Raw genomic sequence first — 22,970 nt, forward strand, 5'->3', positions numbered from 1 at the left:
GGGCTCAGAAGGCGCGGCCGGAGTCGCCGCGGCGCCCCCCGTCCTCGTCGCCCTCCATCTCGATGCGCTCCTTGCGGACCTGGCCGGAGACGGTCTCCTGGTCGGTGACCTGCTCCTTGCTCAGCCGGACGCGCTCGACCGGGACGGCGTGCTTGTCCACCACGGGCCGCTCCTCGTGCAGGGTGACCTCGTACTCACCCTCGCTGATGTCGGGCCCGGACAGGGCGGCGTCCCGGTTGGCGCCGGTGATCGGCTCGCGCTCGACGCGCACCTCCTCGCGCGTCACCGGCACGCTGACCTGCTGCTCCTCGGTGACCACGTACTTGCGCAGCCGCGCGCGGCCCACCTGGTGGGTCTCGGTGCCCACCTCCAGCTGCTCCTCGGAGCGGGTCATCGCGTCGTCGGTGCGGCCCAGCCGCTCACGCTCGGCCTGACCGCCGGTGTGCGCCCAACCGGCCGTCCCCTCCTCACCGGACCGGTTGGCCTCCTGCCAGGAGGTCTCCCAGTCGATGTTGTAGTAGCGGTACAGCTCGCGCTCCTCCTCGGCCGACAGATGGCCGCCGGCGTCGACGTCGACGTTGGGAGCGTCCTTGACCAGCTCCTTGTCGTAGGCGACCTCCACGTGGTCGGCGACCACGTCGGCGGCCTGGATGGGCACGAAGGTCTCCCGCATGCCGAACAGACCGGTCTTGACGCACAGCCACTCGGGCCGCCCGGTGGCCTCGTCGAGGTAGACGTGCTTGACCTCGCCGATCTTCTCGCCGTTGGTGTCGTAAACATCCTGGTCGATGACCGTACGGATCTGATCGTGGGTGATCATACGTTTCCTCCCGCATTGGTGCGTTTCTCAGGCTTCGTTCGGTTGATGGCAATAACCGGGGAGGAGCGATGAAAACCTGTGCGACCGAAACGGCTCCCGGCTGCGATGATCACTACGGGTGAGGCGCCGATCGCGCCGGGACGGTCCTCCGCCCCCAGTTCGCGCGGGAAAAACCGGCGCCCGTCCGGGGGCCGTTCCGGCTCGGGAGGGGAGGTGGGGGGTAACGCCCTGACCAGGGGATTCTTTTCCTCTTCTCACCATGAGGTGACAAGAGCCTAACCTCGCCCTGAAGGCGACAGAAGTCTTACCGCGTGTCCCGGGCACCGGAAATCTTCCAGCACGCGCCGGGGTGACAGCGGCCCCATTCGGGGCACGAAGCGCGCATGCGCGTCTCCGCCGAATCCGAGTTCAGATACGAGCCCGGACATGAGCTTCGCCGGACTCCGCGACCGCGAGGGAGGGGAGCCCGGCGAGGCGACGGGGAGCCGGTCAGAGGTCAGTCGCCGGTCTGGTCGTCGACCGGGGCCCCGGCGTTGGCCTTGACGGACTCGATGCCCTTCAGGGCGCCCGCCTTGGTCTTGTAGGACTCGCTGGTCGCGATGATCTCACCGTTGCCGGCCACCAGGTTGAACCGGAACCCGGCCGAGGTCTTCTTGACGACGTATCGGGCTGACATGGAACGCCTCCTTGGCAGTCGATCTACCGAACGGTTGCGTCTGCCAGTTCCCCGATCGGCGTCCTCCATGCCCGTACGGCCTCAGCCGAGACGGGGCTCGACGTGGCGCCAGAGGGTGGCCGTCGCCACGCGGTGGGCGCCCTCCGGCAGATACGACGGGCCGGTGCCGGCCCGGGTGTGGCGCGCCAGCTCTCCGGCGGCCTCCCGTACGGCGGGCCGTACGGTGTCCCAGGCGAGCAGGACGAGGTCGTAGGCCCGTGACGCCGTGGCGGCGGAGTCGGCGTACGCCGCGCCGAGCTGTGAGCCGCGGACCGTCGCGAGCATCTCGGTCATGCGCTCGCGCGGGTCCGGACAGGGGTCGCCGGCGGATCGGTCGGCGTGGTCCTCGTAGGCGGCCCGGGCCCGATCCAGGAGATCGAGGCCGGCCAGGAAGAGCACGGGACCGAGCACCGGGGCGTCGTCGGCCCCGGGCGTCTCGGCGGCCGACAGCGTGATGCGCAGCGCCTTGCCGTCGGCGGCGAACTCCCGCTCGCGCAGGCCGTCGCCCGGCGGGCCCGCCGGCGGATGGGCGTCGAGGTCGCCGTTGAGGAGGTGGGCGTACTCGTGGGCGACGACGAAGGTGACGACGGAGTCCTGCACCACCCGTGCCGCGGCGGCCAGGGGCGGCGGGATCAGGCGGGCGTACGTCCCGTCGCAGGTGCCCATGACGACCTGCGCCGCCACGAGGTCGGAGACCAGCTCCATCGTCGCGCGGCCGGGACGGCCCGTCTCCCGGTGCTCGTGCACCGCCGTGACCCCGAGCTGCGCCAGCATGCGGGCGAAGGCGAAGATCCCGTTGTCGAGCAGGACGACCGGCTCGCCCGAGGGGGCGCGCCGGGTCGTGGCGGAGACCCGCCCGGTGCCGAGCGTGCCGACGGCGGGCGGTTCGGGCAGGGTCCAGCCCTCCTCGTCACCGGCCAGGACCAGGGCCGTGAAGTCCCTGGAGGCGCGCCGTCGCGCCAGGCGCGCGATGGCCGCCTCGATCCTGCCGCAGGTGTCCGCCAGCCGCCAGGCCTCGGGTGGCAGCTCGTACTTCGACCACTGGCCGGGCCGGTCCAGCCGGGCGGCGCGCACGGCCTCGGCGACGCGGGCGTCGAGGTCGTGCCCGGCCTCGGGCGAGGCGAAGTCGGGCATGGAGGCGGCCCACGCGGTGAAGTCGTCGGGCCCCTTGTCCTTGCCGGAGGCGGGCATGCGGTCGTAGGTCCGGGCCCGGGCGAGGGCCGCCTTCAGAGCGCCCGCGTGGTCGGTCTCCACCGGGGACAGGCCGGCGCCGGAGCGCTCCTGCTCCTGCAAGGTCTCGAGCGTCTTGACGGCCGCGCCCGGGCGGGGGGCGAGAGGGAGCATGTCTTCATCTTCATCCGGTTGGGAGGGGGTTTCCAGGTGTTCGGTGTCGTGCGGATGGACATGTCGGCCGGGCGGTCGCCCGGGTCACTTGACGGCTCCGCGCAGGACGCCGGAGATGACCCAGCGCTGGGCGAAGAGATAGACGAGCAGGGCCGGGGCCAGGGCCATCAGGTAGGAGGCGAAGGCGGTGGTGTAGTCGGAGGTGAACTGGTTCTGGAAGACGTACTGCACCAGCGGGAGGGTGCGCGCCGACGGGCTGGACAGGACCACCAGGGGCAGCAGGAAGTCGTTCCAGGCCCACAGGAAGGTGAGGATGCCCACCGTGGCGTTCATGGGGGCGAGCAGCGGGAAGATCACCCTCCAGAACACCGTCCACGTGCCCGCCCCGTCCGTGCGGGCGGCCTCCTCCAGCGCCCGGGGGATCGACTTGATGTACCCGACGTACAGGAAGATGTTGAAGGCCAGGCCGTACACGACGTAGAGGAAGATCAGCCCGGCCTGGTTGTCCAGGCCCAGCATCGAGGTCTGCTTGATGACCGGCAGCATGATGATCGGGAACGGGATGAACAGCGCCGAGACGAAGAAGTAGTACAGGCCCCTGAACAGCCTGCGGTCCATGTTGCGGGCGATGGCGTAGGCCACCATCGAGTTCGTCAGCAACGTCAGCAGGACGGCTCCGACGGTGATCAGGGCGCTGTTCAGCGCCGCCTGGGGATAGTCGGTCAGCCGCCAGGCCTCGGAGAAGTTGCCCCACTGGGGGTCCTGGGGCAGGTCGAAGCCCGCTCCGGCGAGTTCGGCGGGTTTCTTCAGCGCGGTGACGACGGTGAAGTACAGCGGGACGAGCACCGTCAGCGAGCAGGCCGCGAGCAGGGCGGTGAGCCACCAGTTGACGCTCGGCCGGCGACGGGGCCGGGAGGGGGAGCGCGGGGGCGTCCCGGTCGGCTCGGCCGGGGCGGTGGCGGGGGCGGGAGTGTCGGATCGGATGGACATCAGGCGCTCATTTCACGACGCTGCAGCAGGCGCATCTGGAAGACGGAGACCGCGACGATGACGAGGAAGTACACGATGGCGTTGGCCGTCTGGTAGGCGTACTCGCCGCCCTCCAGGCCGCCGCTGTAGATCAGTACGGAGACCGACGTGGTCGCCGTGCCCGGGCCGCCGTTGGTGAGGGCGATGATGTGGTCGAAGACCTGCAGGAAGTTCTTCAGCGACAGCACCATGTTGATCGTGAAGAACGGCGCGATCAGCGGGAAGGTGATCGAGACGAACTGCCGCCACCGGCCCGCGCCGTCGATGGTGGCGGCCTCGACCACGTCGCCCGGGATGGTCTGCAGACCGGCGAGATAGATGATGATGTTGAAGGCCACCGCCTGCCAGGTGGCGACGATGACGATGCCGAGCCAGGCGAGGTCGGGGTTGACCAGGATGTTCGTGCTCAGCGCCTCGATGCCGAGCGCCTCGGCGACGACGGGCAGCGAGTTGGAGAACAGATAGTTGAAGATGTAGCCGACGATGAGGATGGCCAGCACGTTGGGGATGAAGAAGATCCCGCGCAGCGTCGTGCGGAAACGGATCTTCGCGTTCAGTCCCATGGCGATGGCCAGCGCGATGACGTTGGTCAGGATGGTGGCCACGATCGCGAACTGGAAGGTGAACAGGTAGGCGTCCAGGACCCTGTCGTCCTTGAAGAGGTTCGCGTAGTTCTGGAAGCCGATGAACTCGTGGCTGCCGTATCCCGGATAGTCGGTGAGGCTGTAGTAGAAGCCCTGCAGGACCGGGAGCGTGTGGAACAGCACGAACAGCACGAGCGCCGGGATGACCATCCAGTAGAACGTGCGGCCGACCGGTTTGCGGGTCCGCCTGCCGGGCGGGGCGGCTGTCGTCATGGAGATTCCCTTGTGTCAGGATCGGCGGGCGGCTGCCTCTGGATCGGCGGGCGGCTGCGTCAGGATCGGCGGGCGGCGACCTTGTCCCACTCGTTGTCGAGGGTCCGCAGCAGCCGCTCCCGGTCGCCGTCGATCAGGAACTGCTGCAGATACGCGTCGAGCTGGATGGTCAGCGGGATGTGGTGGTCGGTGTATCCGGTCAGCCGGCCCTGCGAGAAGTACGGCATGAGCCCGGCCAGCACGGGGTCCTGCGAGGTGGCGTCCTTGATCGGCGGTACGGCCCGCTGCTCGTCGGCGTAGGCCTTGATCACTTCTGGGCGCATGAGATAGTCGATGAAGGCCATCGCCTCCTTCGGGTGCTCGGGCTCGCGCGGCATGGTCAGGGCCACGTCGACGCCGGACACCAGGCGGGTGGCCGAGGCGTCGTCGGTGGCGGGCAGGGCGAAGGTGCCGATCTCGAAGCCCGGCTCGAACTGGTCGATGGCCGGGATGGCGAAGCTGCCCTGCAGATACATGGCCGCCTTGCCCTGGGCGAAGGCCTGGTTGCCGTCGTCGTAGTCGCGGGAGAACCGGTCCTGCTGCCCGTACCCGGACAGCTCGCTCAGCTTGCCGATGACCTGCGGGTAGGCCGAGGTGAAGGTCGTGCGCCCGGCCTCGCGGGCGGCGAAGAAGTCCTGCGGCGCGAGGTTCGCCGCCAGGGAGTTGAAGGCGGGCAGGGCCGTCCAGGAGTCCTTCAGGGTGAGATAGAACGGGGTGACCCCGGCCGCCTGGAACTTCTTCGCCGCGGCGAGCAGTTCCGTCCAGGTGGTGGGCGGCTCCACCCCGTGCTGCCGGAAGAGGTCCTTGTTGTAGATGACGCCGTTGGCGTTGGAGGCGAACGGCAGGCCGTTGATCTCTCCCTGCCGGTGCACGCCGAGATCGTCGAGGATGCGCTGGATGGGCGGGTTCACGTTCTTGGCGGCGGGGGCGGCGGAGAAGTCGTAGAAGACGCCGGCGGAGGCCAGCTCCCCGAAGACGCCGTTGCCGTTGAGGCTGATGACGTCGGGGATGTCCTCCTTGACCAGCCGGGCCCTGATGGCGCTCTCGGCGGTCGGCGAGTGGTTCTGGACCACGTCGATGCCGGGATGGGCGGCCTCGAAGTCCGCGATGATCTTGTCGAAGGTCTCGATCGCCTCGGGCTTGAACTGGAAGAACTCCAGGGTGACCCGGGATCCGGCGGATTCCTGCGAACCGCAGGCGCCCAGCAGGAGGACCCCGCCGAGAAGGAGGACCGCGTGTCTCGTGGTCGCCGCGCGGCGGGCGGGCAGGCGGTGTCCCGGCCTGGGCGGGACGCGGTCGTCGCTCGTCACGAACGGACACTCCCCTCACTCGACAGTGGAGCCCCCGCGCCGTCCCGCTGCCCCGTGGCGGCCGGCTTATGTGCCCGGGCCGTGACTATTGCCGGGACTCTCCGGGAGGGTCGCCCCGGGGGTGGGAAGGGTGATGGTGAAGGTGGAGCCGCGCTCCGGGGCGCTGGTCGCGGTGAGGGTCCCGCCGTGGGCGTCGACGATGTCCTTGGCGATGGTCAGGCCGAGGCCGATGCCCTGGACGGCGTGGTCGGCGGCCAGGCGCGTGCGGTAGAAGCGGTCGAAGACGTGGGGCAGCTCGTCCTCGGGGATCCCGATCCCGGTGTCGGTGACCGCGATCGACACGGCGTCGCCGGCGGAGGACACGCGGACGGTCACCGGGGCGCCGGGCGCGGAGAACTTGACCGCGTTGGACAGCAGGGCCCGCAGGGCGCGGGAGAACTGGACGGGGTCGGCCTCGATGGGGCCCACGTTCTCGTCGATGTCGACGTCGATGGTGTGGTCGCGGGTCCGGGAGACCATCGCCATGCCCTCCAGGGCCGTCTCCAGGACGTCGCCGACCATGACCAGGACGGGGTCGACGGTCAGGAGACCGGCGTCCGCGGTGTTGACGGCCAGGAGGTCCTCGACCAGGTGCTGCAGCCGTACGGCGTTGTGGTTCATGGCCTGCAGCATCCGGCCCTGCCGGTCGTTCACCGGCCCGGCGTCGCCGTCGATCAGCACTTCCAGATAGCCGATGAGGGTGGTCAGCGGGGTGCGGAGCTCGTGGGAGACGGTGGCGATGAAACCGGTCTTGGCCTCGTCGAGCTCCTTGAGCCGGGCCACGGTGGCCAGCTCCCGCTCGTAGGCGGTGCGCAGCGCCTCCTGGGCCCGGCGGTAGTCGGTGATGTCGTTCATGAAGGCGTTGAACACCCACTGGCCCTCGTCCTGGAAGGCCCAGATCGCCAGCTGGACCGGGAACTCGCTGCCGTCGGGCCGGTAGGCGGGGACCTCGATCCGCTGGCCGAGGATGCGCGCCCGGCCGGTGGTCAGGAAACGCTCCAGGCCCTTGCGGTGACTCTCCCGGTAGACGGGCGGGATGATCGTCTCGGACAGCGGCCGTCCCAGCGCCCGGTCCCGCGGCAGGGAGAACATCCGCTCGGCCGCGGCGTTCCATCCGATGATGCGTCCGGAGGCGTCCATCGCCACGAACGCCTCCACCGACGTCTCGACCATCTCCTCCAGCCGGCGGCGGCCGGCCTCCAGCGCCCGCCTGCTCCGCTCCCGGTCGACCACCCGGCCGAGCTGGTGACCGAGGTTGGCCACCACCCGCAGCAGCGGCGTGTCGGGAGGCGCGGGTTCGGGGCGGAAGAACTCCAGCACGGCCACCACGCCGTGGGCGGCCACGATCGGGAACGCGAGCGCCGCTCCCACCCCGAGGCCGGGTTCCTCCCGGGCGCGGACGAACAGCGGGTCGTGGACGACGTCGTGCGACCACACCGGCTCTCCGGTGGCGACGGCCTCCCCGACGATCCCCCGGCCGGGGGTGAAACGGGTGCGGGCCGTAACCTCCCGCAGCGTCGTGAACCGCTCGACGGCCCCCACCCACACCCCCGAGGAGACGAATCCACCCGAGTCGTCGGGCACGCACAGATGACCCAGCGGCCAGCCGGTCAGCTCGCACACCGCCGCCATCATCGCCCGCGCCGCGGGCTCAAGACTGTCGGCCGTGTTGACGACGCCCGTGACGCTGTCGAGCAACGCCACCAGCGCCTTCTCCTGTTCGGTGTACGGCACCGACCGCCTCCTCGTCCCGGAGATCACCGTCTCGGGATGCTGCCTGGGCACCATCATGCCCCGGCGGCTACGCAGAGCGACCGACATTCAACGGATGGAGACGGTGTGCCTTCTTCCCCGGCGGGTCAGCGGGGCGCCCGCAGGCCCGCGATCACCAGGGAGCAGACGGCCTCGAAGGCGGCCTCGATGTCCGGGGCGGACCATTCGGCGGCGTAGACGGGGTTGTGGAAGCGGCCGGTGGCGTCGAACACCGCCCGTGCGGCGACCGCCGGTTCGGCGGCGGCGAACGTCCCCTCCGCGATCCCGCCGGCGATGATCCGGGTGAGCTGCTCGGCCAGGTGCCCCACGTGTTCGGCGATCACGCCGTCGTCCTCGCCGACGAGGACGGAGTAGGTGGCGAACAGCTCGGGATCGTCCAGCGCCTTGCGGCGCTTGGCCGCGAACAGCGCGGTCAGCCAGTCCCGCAGCCTGGCGGGGGCGGGGGAGTCCCCTGCGGCGATCTCGGCCAGCCCCTCGTGCGTGCGCTCCAGCCAGCGCCGCGTGACCGCGGCGCGCAGCGCCGCCTTGGTCGGGAAGTGCCGGTAGACGCTGCCGTGACTGACGCCGAGGGCCCTGGCCACGTCGACCACGGTGGCCTTGGCCGGGCCGTAGCGGCGCAGCACCTCCTCGGTGGCGGCCAGGATGGCCTCGGCGGTCAGTGTCCCGGCAGACATGGTGTCCTCTCAGCCGCGCTCGCTGTCCATGTGGGCCATCAGCGCCGCGGGGTAGCGCTCACCGGCGACCGCGTCCGCCGGGACGGCCTGCTCGATCGCGGCCAGGTCGGCCGGGTCGAGCGTGACGTCCAGGGCGCCCAGCGCCTCGGCGAGCCGGTCGCGGCGGCGGGCGCCGACCAGGGGGACGACGTCCTCACCGCGGGAGAGCACCCAGGCGATGGCGGCCTGCGCCACCGTAACACCCTTCTGCTCGGCGACCTTCCGCAGGGCGTCGACCAGGTCGAGGTTGCGCTCCAGGTTCTCCCCGGAGAAGCGGGGACTCGCGCCGCGGAAGTCGCCGGCGCCGAGCTCGCGGTCACGGGTCCAGTGCCCGCTGAGCAGGCCGCGGGAGAGCACGCCGTAGGCGGTGACGCCGATGCCCAGCTCCCGGCAGGCCGGCAGGATCTCCTTCTCGATGCCGCGGGAGAACAGGGAGTACTCGATCTGGAGGTCGCAGACAGGCGCCGTGGCGGCCGCCCTGCGGATGGTCTCGGCGCCGACCTCCGACAGGCCGATGTGGCGCACCCGGCCGGCCTGCACCTCCTCGGCGATGGCGCCGACGGTCTCCTCGATCGGGACCTCGGGGTCGAGGCGGGACAGGCGGTAGACGTCGACGTGGTCGGTGCCGAGCCGCTGCAGCGAGTAGGCCAGGAAGTTCTTCACGGCGGCGGGCCGGCCGTCGTAGCCGGACCAGCCGCCCGCCGCGTCGCGCAGGGCGCCGAACTTGACGCTGATGACCGCGTCGTCGCGGGCGCCGGGACCGGCCTCGCGCAGGGCCTCGCCGATGAGCAGCTCGTTGTGGCCCATGCCGTAGAAGTCGCCGGTGTCCAGCAGGGTGACCCCGGCCTCCAGCGCGGCGTGGATCGTGGCGATGGACTCGGTGCGGTCGGCCTGCCCGTACAGGGCCGACATGCCCATGCATCCCAGGCCGAGGGCGGAGACGGTGGGTCCGGTGGTTCCGAGGGTACGGCTGCGCACGGTGTGCTCCTTCGTTGCCGGGTGTCCGTAGTCGGGTGGCGGAACGGGTTCCGCCGACATGGCGACTATGGCATATCGGATGACAGATTTCAATATTTGTCATTCAATGGTGCGTGTCGGCGCGGAAGGGGAGCCGGAGGACTCTCGACGACCGGGGACGGCGGAGGCTCGGGCGGTCCGGGATCCCCGACCGCCCGAGCGGGCTACCTCTCGGTGACCTTCGTCAGAGGTGTGGGCTTGACCAGGTTCGCCGGGGCGTTCCACTTCTGCAGCTCGGAGCCGCTGCAGACCTCCACCTTGACCTTGCTGGTGCCGTCGCTGTGGACGGTTTCGGTGGTGGCCGTCTCCAGGTCCGTCGGCGCCAGGCAGTACCCGTAGGCGTCGATGATCCGGTAGCTGGTGGTGTAGTCGCCGGTGTCGCCGTACAGGGTCCACTGCAGGTCTTTCGCCAGCGTGCCGGTGGCGGCGCAGGAGGTCACCGTGGTGTACTTCCCCGCCGCGGGCGATCCCGGACTGCGCAGGCAGTAGCCGCTCCCGTTGACGGTGCGGATGCGGCCGGTGGCCTTGGCCGCGACGGAGGTGCCGACGGTGGAGGTGGGCACCGCGGGGAAGCTCCACTTCTGGTTCCAGGGGACGTTGCCGTCGGGCGCCTGCTTGCAGAACCAGGCGATCATGTACTTCGACGTGACGTTGAGGTCGGTGACGTCCAGGCACCGGCTGAACTGCTTGAAGTTGACCAACTGCCCGGTGGCGGCGTTCGCCATCCCGGCGCCCACGCCGGGGTCGGACCGGAAGGCGCGCTGGGTGTTGCCGCCGCCGCAGCTGCCCAGGACGACGTAGCTGGAGGCCACGCCCGGGGACTGCATGTTGAAGCAGCGGCCGTTCAGCCCGACGCCGTTGCTGGTCCCCTCGAAGTTCGAGCTGCTGTTGATGCTCCACTGCTGGCGGGGGGTGCGGTTCAGGCACGGCTGGAAGACCACGTAGGCGCCGGACGCCTGCGGGGTGGCACCCGCGTCCAGGCACATGCCCATCGGCGCGGTCGAGGTCTCGGAGCCCACCAGCTTGAGGCTGAGGTCCTCGGTGTAGGCGAACTGCTGCTCGCTGGTGCCGGGCTGGCACTTCTGCATCCGCAGCCGCGTGCCCGCCGGGGGCGACTCGTTGTTCTGGCCGGCGTCCATGCACAGGCCGGTGCCCGAGGCCTGCGCGATGCGGATCGCCCCGCCGAAGATGTTGGCGTTGGTGGTCTTGAAGGAGTAGATCGCCTCGATCGTGCGCGTGCCCGCGGTGCCGACGGTGAAGGCGACGCCGGGCTTCTCGATCCCGGTGGAGACCAGGGCCGCGTAGGCCGGCACCTCCGTCGGGGAGCAGCCCATGTCGTTGCGGTCGACGTCCTGGTAAGTGATCTTCACTCGGTAGCGGGGGGAGCCCAGCGCGCTGTCCGACCCCAGGGTGCCGGTCAGCTCGCACGGGGGCAGCTGCTCCACCAGGCCGTTGCCCTCGCCGTCGACGGCGGCGCGGATCTGCCCGACCGCGGTGTCGACGCCGGCCTCGGCGGCGTGCAGGGTGCGGACGCGCTCCGAGCCGCTGCGGGTGGTGTCCATCTGGCCGAGGACCACCGGCACCAGCAGCGCGCTCAGCGACAGGCCGACCATGGTGAGCAGCAGGGCCATCGGCATGGAGCCCCGGTCGTCCCGCAGGCGCGGGAACCCGCGCGGCCGGTGCGGGGTCGGAGAGGCGGTCACTGCGGTCTCCCTTCGTCGCAGACGTTGTCGGACTTGGTCTCCCTGGAGGTGTTCAGGGCGGTGAACGTGATGTCGGTCTCCACGGGGGCGGCGTCCGACGAGGTGCTCACCCGGGTGGTCAGGTGCAGACGCAGCCGCTGGTAGTCGGGGGCGAAGTCGGCGCCGACGGCGGAGCTGCCCGTGCCGCCGTACGGGAAGGAACCCGCCTCCTGCAGCTCGAACGGCGGGGTCGGCGTGCCGGTCCCCAGACCGGTGGTCACGATCTGGGAGGCCAGCGTCTGTCCCGGCCGGCCCTCCGCGGGCGGTGAGCCGGGCGTCCAGCGGATCAGCTGCATGACGCCCGTGCCGAGGTCCAGGCGCAGCTGCCCGCACTCCGTCGCGTCGTTCTCCGCGCTCGTCCCGGCGAACTCCACGTACCAGCGGTTGCGGACCAGGCCGGGCTCGGCGACCCAGGACGCGTAGCGGATCTCCTTGTCCAGCCGCTGGAACATGATGTTCAGCTGGGACTGGGCGGTCGCCACCGACTCGGTGACGTTGACCGAGCGGTAGACCTGCAGGATGCCGGTCGTGAAGATCGCCATCAGGATGCCCATGATGCCGACGGTCACCATGACCTCGACCAGCGAGATCCCGGCGTCCCCGGACGAGCGGACACCCCGCAGGCGCGCGGCGAGCCGGGAGGAGAACCGCTGCCCGCGCATCACTTCACCGTCCAGGTGAACATCAGCGTCGCCGACTTCTGGGCGCTGTCGGTCACCTTCAGGGCGACGACGTAGGTGCCCGCGGTCGTGGGGGTCCCGGTGACCTGCGCGTTGCGCCCGGAGGCGGTGGTGAGGGTCAGCCCCGGCGGCAGCTCGGCGGCCGTCCAGACGTAGCCGCTGCCGCTGCCGCCCCCCGCCGTGGCGGTGAGCGAGACCGCCGTGCCGACGGTGCCGGTCTGGCTCGTGGCGGTCGGAGCCGTCACGGCCAGGGTGCCCGCAGGCACCGAGACGTTCCACTGGAACCTCCTGGTGACCTCGTCGCCCGCGCTGTCCCGGACGGTGACCTCCGGCAGGTAGCGGGTGCCCGCCGTCACGGTGCCGCGGATCTCGCCCGTCGAGGCGTTGATCTGCAGCCCGGCCGGGAGGTTCTCGGCGCTCCAGGTGTAGGGCGCCCTGCCGCCGGTCGCTGTCAGGTAGACCCCGCTGACGGTGTTGCCGACGGTGTTGGTCCGGGTGCCCGGGTCGGACAGCGCCAGCGTCAGGACCTTCCAGGTGAAGGTGACCGAGTCGCTCTTGCCGGCCTTGTCGGTGGCCTTCACGGTGACGGTCTTCGTCTCGTAGGTCGTCGGGGTGCCGGTGATGACACCCGTGGTGTCGTTGATCGACAGGCCCGCGGGCAGGCCGGTGGCCGTCCAGGTCAGCGGGGCGTGCCCGCCGGCCGAGGCGATCGGCAGCGAGACCGCCGTGCCGGCCCGGGTCGACTGGTCGCCGGGACCGGTCACCTCCAGCGGGTCCGCGACGGCCCAGGTGAAGGTGGCGGTGTCGGTGTCCTTGTCCCGGTCGGTGACGGTGACCGTCACGGTGTAGGTCCCGACCTGCGTCGGGGTGACGTTGTCGACCAGTCCGCCGGACGTCATCGACAGGCCCGGGGGCAGGCCGGTGGCCGACCAGGTCAGCGGCAGCCGCCCGCCGCTCGCCAGGAGCTGGAGGTTCGCCTCCACGGTGCGGTAGCCGTACTGGACGCCCGGGTTGGTCACCATGGGCGCGGGACGCTTGATCTTGAACAGGGCGTCGCCGGCCGCGCTCATCAGGGTGGAGGTGACGTACGCGCACTCACCGCCCTCACAGGCGGCGTCCTTCCACGTCACCGAGGCCACGACGCGGTAGAACGGCACGTCGGCGCTGGCGGGAGCGGGGTCGGGGGCGGCGGGGCTGGTGCAGGCGCGCTCGGGCGCGGTCGTGGGCCGGCCCTGCTGAATGCAGCGGCCGACGTACCAGTTCTGGGTGTACTCCACCCCGTTGACCTTGACGACGTTGGGCGCGGTCGGCAGCGGCGCCGTGTCACCGGCACCGGAGGAGGCGTCCAGCAGCAGGTCCCAGGCCGGCTCCGTCGTCAGAAGGTAGGGGCGCACGGCGGCGGGAGCGCTGTTCCACTGCGCCATCGTCTTGGTCTGGCTGCGCCCGGCGGGCAGGGCGGTTCCCTTGAGGGCGCGGGCCCGCTCGATGGCGTCGCCGGCCAGCTGGATCGCCACCTGCTTGTCGCGCTGCTGGCCGGAGAAGTGCAGCGAGTTGGTGAAGAACACGGCCAGCGCGGCCATGACGGTGCCGATCACCGCCATGGCGATCAGGACCTCGATCAGAGTGAACCCGGAGTCGTCACCGGCGCGCAGGCGGGTGAGCGGCCGGACGAGGGCACGACGGGTACGCGGGCCGGGGTACGGCCGCGCGGAGGCGCAACGGGCGGTTCGGCCGACCGGCATCGCTCCTCCTCGTTCTCGTCATGGGTTCTCGGCAGCTGCTTCACAGCGCACGGCGCACCGCGCGGATGTCATACAGATCGGCGGGTTCCCGCCGTCGTTTAGGGCTTACGGCCCGTCGTCCAGGGCTTACGGAGCGCCCGTACCGCGGGCCGGGGATCGGGTCCGCGCCGGGCGGGTCACTTCACCGCGGGCGGGGCGACGAAGATCTTCAAATTGACGTTGAGGCCCGTCTTCGAATCCGCTTCCTCGCCGCCCTCCTGGACGGTGACATCGTCGATCAGTGCGGCCCGGGGCTGCACCTGCTGGAGCTGGTCCAGGAACTCGTCCAGGGCGACGGTGCCGCCGGTGGCGGTCAGGGCGACGGGCAGGGAGTGCATCTTGACGCCCGCGGCCTCGACCACGGCGGGCGCGCCGACGGCGACCGTGCCGACGTCTACGCCTGTGGCCTCCCCCGCGGTCTGCAGCTGGCGCAGGAACTGCTCCGACTCCGCCGTCGTCGGCAGCGCCTGGCGGGCCGCCTCGAGCTCTGCCCGGTAACGCGGCAGGTCGGCGTTCTCCCGCTTGAGCTGGGAGAGCCTGCTCTGCAGGGTCGCCGCCCGCACGTGGGCGGTCTCGGTCTCCCCCTGCAGGCGGTCGGTCTCGGCGAGCTGCGGGCTGATGAGGAAGAACCAGCCCACGACGAGCAGGATCGCGGCGACGAGGATGCCGCCGAGCGCCCAGATCCGGTCCATACGTCCGGCGAACATCAGCTTCCCTTCTTCACGTCGGCGGAGAACCGGCCGCCGAGCGCGGAGCCGGTGATGTCGGCGCGCACGGTGAAGTCCACGTCGGTGTCCCCGGTGGAGTCCGTGTCGGAGATCATCTCGTGAGCGTCGGTGAGCAGCGGGTTGCCCAGCCCGGTCACCTTGCCGAGCGCGTCGACGTAGGCGGCCACGGTCTTCTTGTCCTCGCCCGTGCCAGTGATGGTCAGTTCGCCGACCAGCTCCTTGCCGGAGGTGTTCGGGAGGGCGTTCTCATCGACGGCGTCACCGGCGGCCGGGTCCTTGATCTGACCGGTGACCCCGGTGACCGACACGCCGTCGGGCGCCGCCTTGCGGGTGGCGGACAGCAGGTCGGCCCACTGCAGGTCGGTGGCCAGCAGCGCGGACAGCTGCCCGTTGATCGTTTCGACCTCCGACTGGGTGGTGACGAGCTCGGAGAACTCGTTCTGGTCGCGCGTCAGGCGCTGCACCTCGGCTTCGGCGGTGACGAGCTCCTCCTCCTTGGCCGCCGTCTGGTAGCCCGCGAAGACGTACCAGCCGGCCAATGCCAGGACGAACACGCCCAGTGCGGACAGGACGACGGCACGGACCCTGCGGCCCCGCCGGGCGGCCACGATCTCCGGGGGGAGCAGGTCGGCGGCGATGGGCAGCGTCCGGAACGGGTCCTGCGCAGGTACGGCGGGCCCGGGCTGCACGGTTGTGGCGGTCATCAGGCTGCCGCTCCCAGGGTGAGGCCGATGGAGATGGCGGCGGCCGTGCGGAACCGGTCGAGGTCGTCGCCGCTGCGGCTGCGGCCGGGCCGGGTGCGCACGGTCGGGTCGGTGAGCATCACGTCGATGCCGAGCTGGGTTCGCAGGGTCTCGGTGAGACCGGGCAGCAGGGCGCCGCCTCCGGACAGGACCATCCGGGTGACCCGGGTCGGCCGGTCGCCGGAGCCGAGGTAGGCGAAGGAGTTGCGGATCTCGGTGACGAGGGGGCGTACGGCGTCGCGGATCGCCTCGGCGCTGTCGGCGTCGGGGTTGTCCAGGACGCCGACGCGGCACTTGAGCTCCTCGGCGGCGGCCACGTCGATGCCGAGCCGGGAGGCGATGGCCTCGGTGATCTCGGCACCGCCCCGGGGGAGCGTGCGGAAGATCAGCGGCGCCCCGTCGTTGTGGACGATGACGGTCGTCGACCGCGCGCCGATGTCGACGATGGCCTCCACCTGCGCGTCCAGCCGGGAGGCCGCGCGCAGCAGGGCGAAGGAGGCGATGTCCACGCGGGCGACGTGCAGGCCGGCCTGCTCGACGGTGTGCACGGCGGACAGGATGACGTCCTTGGGGGCGGCGACGAGCAGCCCGCGCACGGTCTCCTTCTCGCCCGGCTCCTCCAGGGGGAAGAAGTCGAGCAGGGACCGCTCGACCGCCAGCGGCAGCGCGTCGCGCACCTGGAAGGGCAGCGACTGGCGCAGCTCGCGGGCGGGCAGGTTGGTCACCGACATCTCGCGGACCACGATCTGGGGGTTGGTCACACCGAGCACGACCTTGCGGCTGCGGAACTTCCGCGTCGACCACAGGCGCTTCAGCTCGGCGGTGACCACCTTGGCGTCGTTGATGACACCGCCCTGCACGGCGCCCGGCGGCAGGAAGGACATCCCGAAGTTCGTGATCACCGGACCCTCCTTGCCGCGCGTGGTCTCCACCGCGCGGATCGACATCGAACCGATGTCGAGTCCGATCGGGTTGACGCTGGCCATCAGGTACTCCTCGTCGTGGAAGTCGGGTCGGGCGGATCAGGCGGCCGGCAGCAGGAGGCTGCCGTACCAGGCGGTGATGGGTCCCGCGGCGAACAGGGCGAGCAGGGCGCCGGCGAGCATGGCCGGGCCGAAGGGGATGGCGGTCTTGCGACCGGCCCGGCCGGTGGCCAGCAGCACCACGCCGGCCAGCCCGCCGAGCAGGAAGGCGGCGAAGGTGCCGACGACGACGGCGCCCCAGCCCAGCCAGCCGAGATAGAGGCCGAGCAGACCGGCGAGCTTGACGTCGCCGAAGCCCATCCCCGCGGGGTGGATCAGGACGAGCGCGAGGTAGAAGAGGAACAGGACGGCCATCGCGATGAGACAGCGCAGGGCCGCGTTCCAGTCGGCGCCGGCGACCACCGCGGGGATCAGCAGCAGGGCGCCGATGACGTACGACGGCTTGACGATCGCGTCGGGCAGCCGGTGCACATCGAAGTCGATCATGGAGAGGGCCACCGCGACGGCTGCGAGGTAGAGGTAGGCGGGCAGTTCCGGCGTCAGCCCGAACCGGGCGGTCACGGCGGCGAAGAGCAGTGCGGTGGCCAGCTCGACCAGCGGGTAGCGGATGCTGATCGGCTCCCGGCAGGAGGCGCAGCGGCCGCGCAGCGCGAGCCAGCTGACCACCGGCACGTTCTGCCAGGGCCGGACCGGCGCCTGGCAGTGCGGGCAGTGCGAGCCGGGCCGCACCAGCGACTCGGCCCGCGGCACCCGGTGGATGACCACGTTGAGGAAGGAACCGACCACCAGGCCGAGCACGCCGGCCAGAGCCAGAACGATCGTGTCCATCGGGGTCTCTCCTTCCTCTCGGCGGGTCCTTTGGCGGATGGGGCGGGGCGGCGCTACGGGTGTCGCCCCGCCGGTTGCGATTAGGAAACGGCGCAGGTCGAGAAGTTGACGGTGGTGCCAGTGGCGGTCTCGACCGAGCCACCCTTGGTGCTGTCGTACTTGTAGATCGCACCGGAGCCGCCGCTGTTCTTGGCGCAGATGAGGTACGACTTGCCATCGCTGGACTTGACGTAGCTGAGGGTGGTGTTGCCGGAGATGGCAACCCGCTCCTCGTTCGGCTTCGCCGAGTCGAGCGGGAAGCTCGCCGTCTTGCTCGTCGCGCTGGCCGGGTACTGGTTGCCCTTCGTCGTGTAGAAGCTCTCCACGGCGGTGATGGCACCACGCACATCGGCCTGGGCCGACTTGTCGGCCGCGCCCTCGCGGTAGTTCATGTAGACCGGGATCGCGATGGCGACGAGGACGCCGATGATCACGACGACCACCAGCAGTTCGATCAGGGTGAAGCCGCGGTCGCCGTGCGCGCGCTTCTGCAGGCGCTGGAGCGCTGCCTTCATGGTGATACTCCTATGATTCGTTAGGGTGGAGACGGCCTCCGGGCGGTCGCCCGGGTGCCGGTCCGGCCTGACGGCCGGTTCTTCCGTGGCGCGCACGGAAAGCTTGTGGAGGGCCGTACTAGCCCTGGATGTTCTGGTAGATCGTGAACATCGGGAGATAGAGGCACAGGACCATGCCTCCGACCACGACGCCCATGACGATGACCATGAGCGGTTCGATCGCCGCGGTCAGCGAGTCCGCCGCGGTGTCGACCTCTCTGTCATAGAAATCGGCAACCTTGTCGAGCATCTGACTGATTTGGCCAGATTCCTCGCCGACCTCAATCATCTGGGCGACCATGCGGGGGAAGATCGGGTGCTTGCCGAGCTGCGTCGACATGGGAAGGCCGTCGCGCACGGCGAGCTGCAGGTCCTTCATGGCCTCGGTGATGACCGCGTTGCCGGTGGTGGCGCCCACGACGTCGAGGGCCTGCATCACCGGCACGCCGACGCCCAGCAGGGTGCCGAAGTTGCGGGCGAACCGGCTGATCGCGATCTTCGCGAACAGCTTGCCGAAGACCGGCAGGCGCAGTTTGAGCCTGTCGAACCCCAGTCGCAGCGACGGGTTGCGCCGCAGCTGCCGCCGGAACACGACGACGGCGGTGGCGACCACGGCGACGAACAGCGGGCCCGCCCACACCAGGTTGTGGCTGCCGGTGACGAGGATCTGCGTCGGCAGCGGAAGCTCCCCGCCGAACTGTTTGAACATCCCCTCGAAGACCGGGACGATGAAGGCCAGCACGCCCGCGACGAGCACTCCGGTGAAGATCAGGACGATGACCGGGTAGGTCATCGCTCCCTTGATCTTGCTGCGGAGGTTCGCGTCCTTCTCCATGGTGACGGCGATGCGCTCCAGGGCGCCGTCGAGGAAGCCGCCGGTCTCACCGGCCCGCACCATCGCGACCATGAGCGTCGGGAAGACCTTGGGATGCTTGCCCAGGGCCGCCGACAGCGACATGCCCCCCTCGATGTCGGCCCGCACCTCGCTGATCGCCTTCTTCAGCGACGGCTTGGCCGCCTGGTCCTCCAGGACCGAGAGCGAGCGCAGCAGGGTCATGCCGGAGGCCGTCATGGTCGCGAACTGCCGGGCGAAGACCGCCAGGTCCTTGAGCGTGGTGCGGCTGCCGAGGCCGGGGATGGTGATCTCGCGCCGCAGCAGCGAGCCGCCCTCGGTGATGGACACCGGGACGAGGCCCTGCTGGCGCAGCTGCTGGATCGCCGCCGCCTCGTTGGCGGCCTCCAGCATGCCCTTGGTGTGCCTGCCGTCGCGGTCGACGGTCTGGTACTCGAAAGTCTTGGTCGCCGGCATGGTCACGCCCGTCCTGCGAGGCGCCGCAGCTCATCGGCCGAGTGGCAGATGTCGAGCGCCTGCTCGAAGGTGATGATCCCTTCACGGACCCGCTCGGCCAGGTGCTGGTCGAAGGCCAGCATCCCGCTGGTGCCGCCGGACTGCATGAAGGAGGGGATCTGGTGGTTCTTGCCCTCACGGATGAGGTTGCGGATGGCCGGGGTGGCCACCATGATCTCCGCGACGACCGTACGGCCGAAGCCGTCCGCCCGGGGGAGCAGCGCCTGGGTGACGATGCCCTGCAACGCCGAGGACAGCTGTGAGCGGACCTGCTGCTGCTGGTGCGGCGGGAAGATGTCGATGACGCGGTCGACCGTCTGGGCGGCGCTCTGCGTGTGCAGGGTCGCCAGCACGAGGTGACCGGTCTCGGCCGCGGACAGCGCGGTGGCGGTGGTCTCCAGGTCGCGGAGCTCGCCGACGAGGATGATGTCCGGGTCCTGGCGCAGCGCGTGCTTGAGGGCCTCGGAGAAGGACGCGGTGTCCGCGCCCACCTCGCGCTGGTTGACGATGCAGCGCTTGTGCTGGTGCAGGAACTCGATCGGGTCCTCGATGGTGACGATGTGCCCCGAGCGGGTGCGGTTGGCCAGGTCGACCAGCGCGGCGAGCGTGGAGGTCTTGCCCGAGCCGGTCGGCCCGGTCACCAGCACCAGCCCGCGCGGCAGGTGGGCGAAGCGGCCCACCGACTCCGGCAGGCCCAGCTCCTCCAGCGGCTTGATCGTGTGCGGCACGGCGCGGAAGACCGCGCCGTAGGAGCCGCGCTGCCGGTAGAGGTTGGCGCGGAAACGGGAGACGCCCTCGATGCTGTAGCCGACGTCGAACTCCTGGTGCCGCTCGAAGTGGTCCCACTGGACCTCGCTCACCGTGGCGCGCAGCAGCCACTGCGTGTCGCCGGGGCCCAGGCGGTTGTAGCCCGGCAGGGAACGCATCTGCCCGTTCACCCTGATCGTGGGCGGCGCGCCCGCGGTCAGGTGGAGGTCGGAGCCGCCGTCCTGTACCAGGGCCACGAGCATCCCGTCGAGGGCCCTGCGGGCCTCGCCGAGGTCGTCCCTCGGATGGCCGAGGGCCTGCACTGCCTCCATCGGAGATCTCCTTGCCGTCACTTGTCACCGGCCGCGTGTCGGCACGGCCGGTTCTCACTCATGCCGGCCCCTTCGGCCGGCGAAGCCCACATATGAGGGGACGTCCCGCGCGATCCGGATCAGATCGCGACGCGCAGGACCTCCTGGATCGACGTCTGGCCGTCGGCGGCCTTGGCCAGGCCGTCCGTGCGGAGCGAGAGCATGCCCTGGGCCTCGGCGACCCGCTGCACCTCGGTGGCGGAGGCGCGCTGGATGGTCAGGCCCTCGATCTCCGGGGTCATCGGCATGACCTCGTGCAGCGCGATCCGGCCGCGGTAGCCGGTGTTGGAGCAGGAGCGGCAGCCGACGGGCCGCCAGAACCGCTCCGGAACCGGCAGGTCGTTGATGGGCCACCGGGCGCCGATCAGCTCGGCCTCCGTCGGGGCGTACTCCTCCTTGCACCAGTCGCACAGCCGCCGCGCGAGACGCTGGGCCAGCACGCAGTCGACCGACGAGCCGACGAGGAAGGGCTCGATGCCCATCTCGGTCAGTCGCACGACCGCGCTGGGCGCGTCGTTGGTGTGCAGGGTGGACAGCACGAGGTGACCGGTGAGGGCGGCCTCGACGGCGAGCTGCGCGGTGGCGCGGTCGCGGATCTCACCGATCAGCACGACGTCGGGGTCCGAACGCAGGATCGCCGGCAGTACGGCGGCGAAGGTCAGTCCGGCCTTGTGGTCCACCTGCACCTGGTTGATGCCGGGCAGGCGGTACTCGACCGGGTCCTCGACGGTGATGATGTTGACGGTGGGCTTGCTGACCGCCGTGAGCGTGCCGTACAGCGTGGTGGACTTTCCCGAACCGGTCGGCCCGGTGACCAGCACCATGCCGTGCGGCTTGGTGAACGAGGCGGAGAAGCGCCGGTAGTTCTCCTCGGTGAAGCCCAGGTTGCCGATGGCGAAGTTGACGCCGCCGGTGTCGAGGACGCGCAGCACGATCTTCTCGCCCCACACCGTGGGCAGGGTGGCGGTACGCAGGTCGACCTTGCGCCCGTTGACCATGACGGTGATGCGGCCGTTCTGCGGGATCCGGCGCTCGGTGATGTCGACGTTCGACATGATCTTCAGACGGGAGATGAGGGCCGACTGCACGTGCTTGGGCACGGTGTCGACCTCGTGCAGCACGCCGTCGATGCGATAGCGCACCCGCATGTCGTGCTCGGTCGGCTCCAGGTGCAGGTCCGAGGCGCGGTTCTGGATGCCCTGTTCCAGCAGCGAGTTGACGTACCGGACGATCGGCGCGTCCTCCTCGACGGAGTTCAGGTTCGACACCGTCTCGGCGGCGGCCTGCTCGGCGCGCAGCGTCTCGGCGATGCCGGCGAGGTCGTTCTCCTCGCGCTTGAGCCGGTCGATGATGCGGCGCAGCTCGCTGCGGGCCACCACGACGGGGCGGACCGTCAGGCCGGTCGCCGCGCGCACGTCGTCGAGCGCCAGGACGTCGCCCGGGTCGGTGATGCCGACGGTGATCTCGTTCTCGTCCAGGGAGAGGCCCAGGACGCGGTGCCGCAGCATGAGAGCGAACGGGATCTTCGCCACCGCGACCGGGTCGATCGGGTAGCCGACCAGGTCGACGGTCTTGATGCCGAAGGCGTCCGCGGAGGCCTGGGTGAGCTGCTCCTCGGTGACGACGTTGTCGTTGATGAGCACCGCGCGCAGGGATCGCCCGGTGCGCTCGGCCTCTCCGGCCGCCCGCTCGAGCGCCTGCGGGTCGACGCCCAGCTGCTTCAGCGCCTCAAGCAGCGGAGAGAAGGTCTGGTTCATGTCGCCCCTCGATCGGCCCATGTGGCCGGACGTGTTTCTTCCAGGGGTCCCATCGGCCGCCCGGGGCGATATCTGAGGCGCTCGGAGAGTGCACCCGTTATGCAACCGTGACGAACGCGCCGGCCGGGCCGTGGGACGACGCCCGCGGCCCGGCCGGCGCGCCGGTCAGGTCCTGTCCTGGTCGGAGTCGGCCGCGAAGACGATGGCGCCCACGTAGTCCCCGCCCCGCCGGGTGACCTTCATGAGCATGCTCGGCCGGTAGATGTCGTCGCCGTCGTTGAAGGTGTCCCGGCCGGTGCGCCGGGCGTACGGCCGGCTCTCGAACACCTTCGTGTTGAGGTCCTCGTCGAACATCATCTGCGTGATCAGCACCCGGGCGTCGCCGACGTGCACCATGGCGTGGATGTGCACGGTCCGGCCCGGGTACCACCCCGGCCAGATCGTGACGAACTGCACGATCCCATCGGCGCCGGTGACCTGGGCGCCGCGCAGATAGCGCTTGTCGTCGGCCGGTTCGAGGTCGCCCCCGGGGCCCCCGCCGCCCGGTCCGCCCTGTCCCGACGACATCGCCTCGGCGCCGGAGTAGAGGCCCCCGGCGTCGCAGTGCCAGATCTCGACCACCGCGCCGGACAGCGGCTCGCACGTCTCGCCGTCCTGGATCTTGACGGCGACCCGCAGCGGGGTGCCCTCCCGGTCCTCGCGGATGTCGCTGCGGACCTTGTCCGCGTCGAAGTAGTACGGCCCCTGCGTCGTGGTCTCGGTCAGGGTGCACGTGTTCGCCCCGGCGAACAGGTCCTCCAGCCCCGAGGTGCCCGTGCTCCGCGGGGTGATCGTGGCGGTCGACCCCGAGGTGGTGGTGACCGCCGTGGGCGTGCCGGCGTCGCCGCCGCACGCGGCCAGGAGCGCGCCCAGCCCGATCGAGCCGATCCCCGCCAGCGCGGTGCGGCGGCTGACCCGCTGTCCCCCGTGGTCGTCTGCCATGTGATCCGTCCCTTCGGCGCCTGCCCGTACGG

At 70.6% G+C, this 22,970-nt stretch carries 21 protein-coding genes; all 21 read right to left on the reverse strand.

Annotated elements, in window-relative coordinates:
• Positions 1-4 precede the first annotated feature (4 nt).
• The 21 genes from Psi01_RS02905 to Psi01_RS03005 all read right to left on the reverse strand — a co-directional run bounded on the left by Psi01_RS02905 (position 5) and on the right by Psi01_RS03005 (position 22,938).
• Positions 5-820 carry a DUF2382 domain-containing protein gene (locus Psi01_RS02905; protein WP_204062347.1) on the reverse strand — a complete coding sequence of 272 codons (816 nt, stop codon included), beginning with the start codon at positions 818-820 and terminating at the stop codon, positions 5-7.
• Between the two features lie 496 nt (positions 821-1,316).
• Positions 1,317-1,496: a YegP family protein gene (locus Psi01_RS02910; RefSeq protein WP_204062348.1), complete on the reverse strand. Its 180-nt coding sequence runs from the start codon at positions 1,494-1,496 to the stop codon at positions 1,317-1,319.
• An 81-nt stretch (positions 1,497-1,577) separates the two neighbouring features.
• A complete protein-coding gene (locus Psi01_RS02915) occupies positions 1,578-2,879 on the reverse strand; it encodes a hypothetical protein (RefSeq protein ID WP_204062349.1) in 1,302 nt (433 codons plus the stop codon).
• Positions 2,880-2,963: 84 nt separating this feature from the next.
• On the reverse strand, positions 2,964-3,869 hold the full coding sequence (locus tag Psi01_RS02920; RefSeq protein ID WP_204062350.1) for a carbohydrate ABC transporter permease: 906 nt from the start codon (positions 3,867-3,869) through the stop codon (positions 2,964-2,966).
• A complete protein-coding gene (locus tag Psi01_RS02925) occupies positions 3,869-4,765 on the reverse strand; it encodes a carbohydrate ABC transporter permease (RefSeq protein WP_204062351.1) in 897 nt (298 codons plus the stop codon). Before Psi01_RS02925 ends, Psi01_RS02920 begins: the two co-directional genes overlap by 1 nt.
• A gap of 59 nt (positions 4,766-4,824) precedes the next feature.
• On the reverse strand, positions 4,825-6,114 hold the full coding sequence (locus tag Psi01_RS02930) for an ABC transporter substrate-binding protein (protein ID WP_204062352.1): 1,290 nt from the start codon (positions 6,112-6,114) through the stop codon (positions 4,825-4,827).
• Between the two features lie 66 nt (positions 6,115-6,180).
• Positions 6,181-7,887 (reverse strand): ATP-binding protein, encoded by a 1,707-nt coding sequence (locus Psi01_RS02935; RefSeq protein ID WP_204062353.1) that lies wholly within the window; start codon positions 7,885-7,887, stop codon positions 6,181-6,183.
• 125 nt (positions 7,888-8,012) lie between these two features.
• Positions 8,013-8,600, reverse strand: a complete 588-nt coding sequence (locus Psi01_RS02940; RefSeq protein WP_204062354.1) for a TetR/AcrR family transcriptional regulator — start codon at positions 8,598-8,600, stop codon at positions 8,013-8,015.
• 9 nt (positions 8,601-8,609) lie between these two features.
• Positions 8,610-9,617: an aldo/keto reductase gene (locus tag Psi01_RS02945; protein ID WP_239126988.1), complete on the reverse strand. Its 1,008-nt coding sequence runs from the start codon at positions 9,615-9,617 to the stop codon at positions 8,610-8,612.
• A 203-nt stretch (positions 9,618-9,820) separates the two neighbouring features.
• Complete coding sequence (locus tag Psi01_RS02950; RefSeq protein ID WP_204062356.1) at positions 9,821-11,359, reverse strand: RICIN domain-containing protein; 1,539 nt, start codon at positions 11,357-11,359, stop codon at positions 9,821-9,823.
• Complete coding sequence (locus Psi01_RS02955; RefSeq protein ID WP_204062357.1) at positions 11,356-12,060, reverse strand: PulJ/GspJ family protein; 705 nt, start codon at positions 12,058-12,060, stop codon at positions 11,356-11,358. The genes Psi01_RS02950 and Psi01_RS02955 overlap by 4 nt, the downstream gene beginning before the upstream one ends.
• Positions 12,060-13,820: a putative Ig domain-containing protein gene (locus Psi01_RS02960; RefSeq protein WP_204062358.1), complete on the reverse strand. Its 1,761-nt coding sequence runs from the start codon at positions 13,818-13,820 to the stop codon at positions 12,060-12,062. Before Psi01_RS02960 ends, Psi01_RS02955 begins: the two co-directional genes overlap by 1 nt.
• Before the next feature lie 176 nt (positions 13,821-13,996).
• Entirely contained in the window at positions 13,997-14,566 is a 570-nt protein-coding gene (locus Psi01_RS02965) for a type IV pilus inner membrane component PilO (RefSeq protein ID WP_204062359.1), read from the reverse strand.
• Entirely contained in the window at positions 14,566-15,291 is a 726-nt protein-coding gene (locus tag Psi01_RS02970; RefSeq protein WP_204062360.1) for a PilN domain-containing protein, read from the reverse strand. The genes Psi01_RS02965 and Psi01_RS02970 overlap by 1 nt, the downstream gene beginning before the upstream one ends.
• The gene (pilM, locus tag Psi01_RS02975; protein WP_204062361.1) at positions 15,291-16,316 is read right to left on the reverse strand and encodes a type IV pilus assembly protein PilM; all 1,026 of its coding nucleotides are present in this window, start codon (positions 16,314-16,316) and stop codon (positions 15,291-15,293) included. Before pilM ends, Psi01_RS02970 begins: the two co-directional genes overlap by 1 nt.
• Before the next feature lie 36 nt (positions 16,317-16,352).
• Positions 16,353-17,141, reverse strand: a complete 789-nt coding sequence (locus Psi01_RS02980) for a prepilin peptidase (RefSeq protein WP_204062362.1) — start codon at positions 17,139-17,141, stop codon at positions 16,353-16,355.
• Between the two features lie 80 nt (positions 17,142-17,221).
• Entirely contained in the window at positions 17,222-17,695 is a 474-nt protein-coding gene (locus tag Psi01_RS44375; RefSeq protein WP_204062363.1) for a type II secretion system protein, read from the reverse strand.
• A gap of 118 nt (positions 17,696-17,813) precedes the next feature.
• Positions 17,814-19,043 (reverse strand): type II secretion system F family protein, encoded by a 1,230-nt coding sequence (locus Psi01_RS02990; RefSeq protein ID WP_204062364.1) that lies wholly within the window; start codon positions 19,041-19,043, stop codon positions 17,814-17,816.
• Between the two features lie 2 nt (positions 19,044-19,045).
• On the reverse strand, positions 19,046-20,161 hold the full coding sequence (locus tag Psi01_RS02995; protein WP_239126990.1) for a type IV pilus twitching motility protein PilT: 1,116 nt from the start codon (positions 20,159-20,161) through the stop codon (positions 19,046-19,048).
• Between the two features lie 119 nt (positions 20,162-20,280).
• Complete coding sequence (locus Psi01_RS03000) at positions 20,281-21,957, reverse strand: GspE/PulE family protein (RefSeq protein WP_204062365.1); 1,677 nt, start codon at positions 21,955-21,957, stop codon at positions 20,281-20,283.
• 165 nt (positions 21,958-22,122) lie between these two features.
• Positions 22,123-22,938, reverse strand: a complete 816-nt coding sequence (locus Psi01_RS03005) for an intradiol ring-cleavage dioxygenase (protein WP_204062366.1) — start codon at positions 22,936-22,938, stop codon at positions 22,123-22,125.
• Between the last annotated feature and the right edge of the window lie 32 nt (positions 22,939-22,970).

This window comes from Paraplanobispora siamensis (genome assembly GCF_016863175.1).
In the GTDB taxonomy this organism is placed as follows: Bacteria; Actinomycetota; Actinomycetes; order Streptosporangiales; family Streptosporangiaceae; genus Planobispora; species Planobispora siamensis.